We start from the raw sequence: 3,061 nt of genomic DNA, 5'->3' as shown, positions 1-3,061 counted from the left end.
TTTGTGCGAATAGTTGACCTATTTAAGCAAATTCATCGGAAAATATGGCCGCACTTTCTCGCACTTTCTCGCACTTTCTCGCACTTTCTCGCACTTTCTGGATTTTAGGCCGAAATTGTCTTAAGTCCGACAGGCTCCTGTGGATCTGAACTCGACATAAGAAAGCGAAATTTTCGGTCATGTTGCATAGATTGATATCACACTCTTGAGTTGAACGTCCCGATGACCTTGTTATGCCGTTTTGAATTGTGGGCTTTCAGTTATTGTTCATAAGACTCATTGAAGAGAAAAAAGAGAAAAAAGAGAAAAAAGAGAAAAAAGAGAAAAAAGAGAAAAAAGAGAAAAAGCCGCTAATAATAGGCTGCTGAAGTCCTGCCGCTGGCTCTTCGAAAATAGAAAGAGCCTGAAAAAACGGGTTATGGGCTGAAAAATAAATAATCGCTTTTTTATGCCGATAAAAAGGGCAACTACCCCAGTGAAGTTCCATACAGGACACCATGGGAAAGGCAAATGAACCTAACAATGCGTATCTTGCGTTCCCGCAAAGATAAAAAATTATCACAACAGGCGCTTGCTGGTCTTATTGGCGTATCTCGCAGTGCCCTTGCGCAGTGGGAAACGAATATGAGCAGCCCAAGCCTTGGAAATTTACGAAAAATGGCAGAAGTACTGGATGTGTCTTTTGAATGGCTGGCCACAGGGCGGGGCAATCAGTTTCTTTCTCTGGCATCGGATAGTATCAATGACGATGATGTGGATCAGGAAATCATTCGAAGCTTATCTATCATGAACGTGAAGAAAAAGCGTGCCATTTTAAATGTAATGAAGGCAATGGCTTAGATTTTTTCAATGAATGAGACAGGGAAAGCTGAATTCCCAAGGCAGGCTCTGGAGCAGGCGTATCAGCAACGAGCGTGTTCCCGCAACTGAACCCTGTTCCGTGTTGTGATCGCATTTGAATCCTTATGTTAACAGGGCATGGAATGTTGAGTCGAACGTTGATAACGTTGGTTTTAAGAACTTACCTGACAAACCTCCTGGAGTCGTTGTATACCTCGAGTTCGACACTAAACAACAGAGATACGTGACCAACACTGGGTATCCCCCGGCATTTGATTGACACTGTTGTCAAGCATTCCTGCGTTTTACTGCTTCTTTCAGTTTATTACCGGGTCTGAACTGAGGCTGTTTACAGGCAGGAATATGGATTTCTTCACCCGTTTGTGGATTTCGTCCTTTCCTCGCGGCTCTGTCGGCAACAGAGAACGTGCCAAAACCAATCAGTTGTAAGTTGTCTCCCTTAGCGAGTGTTTCCTGGGTCTTTTTGATAAACGCATTGACGGCAAGCTCAGCCTTGTTGTGAGTGAGTCCGGCTATTTTAGCAATTTGTTCAACTAACTCTTTTTTGTTCATACACTGCCTCGGAAGCATAGGTCAGGGGCATCAGATTTTCACAGTCCCCTGGTGTATTGGAAGTAAAGCGATAACAGGCATTAGTTCTTGGAAGCAGTCTTAAAAGCTGCTACTGCGGTCTGCGATAAATGGGTCTAAAAAGCCAATTTTATTCGTTAAACAGTGAGTCAATCGCCTGTCAAAATTGACTTTTTATCCTCAGCTTCTCTTGGTTCTCGCTTTGCGCAGACTTTCAAGGTTGCTTCTTAGGGAGCAGTGCCTTAACCCGTGTATGTCAAAAACACGTTTATGAACTCATTGATGCGTGGAGATGATGATATACCCGGGATAACGCCTCGCACTTTGTTGAAAGACATAAAAACATAAAAGTAGCCGTATGCCAGAAAATACTAACAGTCGTTCACGCTTGGGAAGGCAGGAACCTACCATGGTGATGCTCCGCGTTTGCGGTAACGGCGCTGATAGAGTTTTCATTGCAACTACCCCAGGAGCCTTTCGGGCTTAAGCTTTCGAGTATGAAATTCAGTAGGGCGAGTCAGAGTTTTTGATCAATTTGCGCGAATAGTTGACCTATTTAATCAAATTCATCGGAAAATATGGCCGCTCTTTCTGGGTTTCAGGCCGAAATTGCCTTAAGTCCGACAGGCTCCTAGACTAATCTAGACCTTGATGGGAATAGTGCAAGGTTTATCTGACAGCAATGGGTAAGTGTGATAGGTGGGTGAGATTTTGGTGTGTTGACAGGTTAAACAGGTACTGTAGATTGATTTTATGATAAAGACGACATCTTTTTCTGGTATAGGCATTGCCCTGAAAAAGGTTCACGAAGTACCATTGCGAACAGATAAAAGGAATAGATAGCCAATAGATAGCCTTCTCATGATCAACCTTATGACATCCACGCTCTCTTCTTCGCTGCGATGTTGGGCCGGCACCAGCAGCAGTAAAGTCACCGTACAACCAGGGTTGCCTCTTATTTTATACGACAGAGAGGCTTGTCCGCGCGCTCGTCTTGTTCGAGAGGCGTTAACCGAATTGAATCTTGATGTGGAAATTCGTCCGTGTCCCCTTGGCAGTGAACGATTTATCAACGATGTTCCTACAGGTCGAACCCCCTACCTGCTCGACCCTAATACACAAAAAACCTTTACTACCACAGGAAAAATACTTCACTACCTCTTTTATCACTATGCCGGTAAAAACGTGCCCGCTAAACTCAGGCCCGGCTTGATTAACCTGACTACCTCAAGTCTGGCCAGTACGCTGCGACTGAATGCGGGTAATAGAAAAAAGCCTGGCAAACCTGCTGCCAGGGCTCTGCGCCTGTTCAGTTTTGAATCCAGCCCCTACTCACGCCCGGTCAGGGAGTTGTTATCAGAACTTGAGCTACGCTATTTGCTGATCAATATCGGTAAACAGCAATGGTCTGATATGGGACCGGCAAACTTTCGCTTAGGGTTAGGCCAGTATATGCCTTTACCTGATACCAAGCGGAGCGCGTTCTTTGCCCAGCACGGAAATGTGCAGGTTCCTTATCTGGAAGACCCAAATACTGACAGTCATCTGTTTGAGTCTAAGGATATAATTGAATACCTGAACAACGAGTATGCAACGCTGTAACCAGGAGCCTGTCGGACTTATGCTCGAA

Annotated in this window: 3 protein-coding genes; 2 read left to right on the top strand and 1 reads right to left on the bottom strand. The window is 44.7% G+C overall.

Features of this window, described 5'->3' with window-relative positions:
• The first annotated feature begins 510 nt into the window (after positions 1-510).
• Complete coding sequence (locus tag V4C51_RS17500) at positions 511-840, top strand: helix-turn-helix domain-containing protein (RefSeq protein ID WP_330927459.1); 330 nt, start codon at positions 511-513, stop codon at positions 838-840.
• 288 nt (positions 841-1,128) lie between these two features.
• Here the strand turns inward: V4C51_RS17500 and V4C51_RS17495 are convergent, their stop codons facing one another.
• On the bottom strand, positions 1,129-1,413 hold the full coding sequence (locus V4C51_RS17495) for an HU family DNA-binding protein (RefSeq protein WP_330927458.1): 285 nt from the start codon (positions 1,411-1,413) through the stop codon (positions 1,129-1,131).
• Between the two features lie 879 nt (positions 1,414-2,292).
• Here V4C51_RS17495 and V4C51_RS17490 point away from each other — a divergent pair.
• Complete coding sequence (locus tag V4C51_RS17490; RefSeq protein WP_330927457.1) at positions 2,293-3,033, top strand: glutathione S-transferase N-terminal domain-containing protein; 741 nt, start codon at positions 2,293-2,295, stop codon at positions 3,031-3,033.
• The last annotated feature ends 28 nt before the right edge of the window (positions 3,034-3,061 follow it).

Source organism: Candidatus Sororendozoicomonas aggregata (assembly GCF_031528575.1).
Lineage (GTDB): Bacteria > Pseudomonadota > Gammaproteobacteria > Pseudomonadales > Endozoicomonadaceae > Endonucleibacter > Endonucleibacter aggregata.
This window is presented reverse-complemented; position numbering and strand designations above follow the sequence as displayed.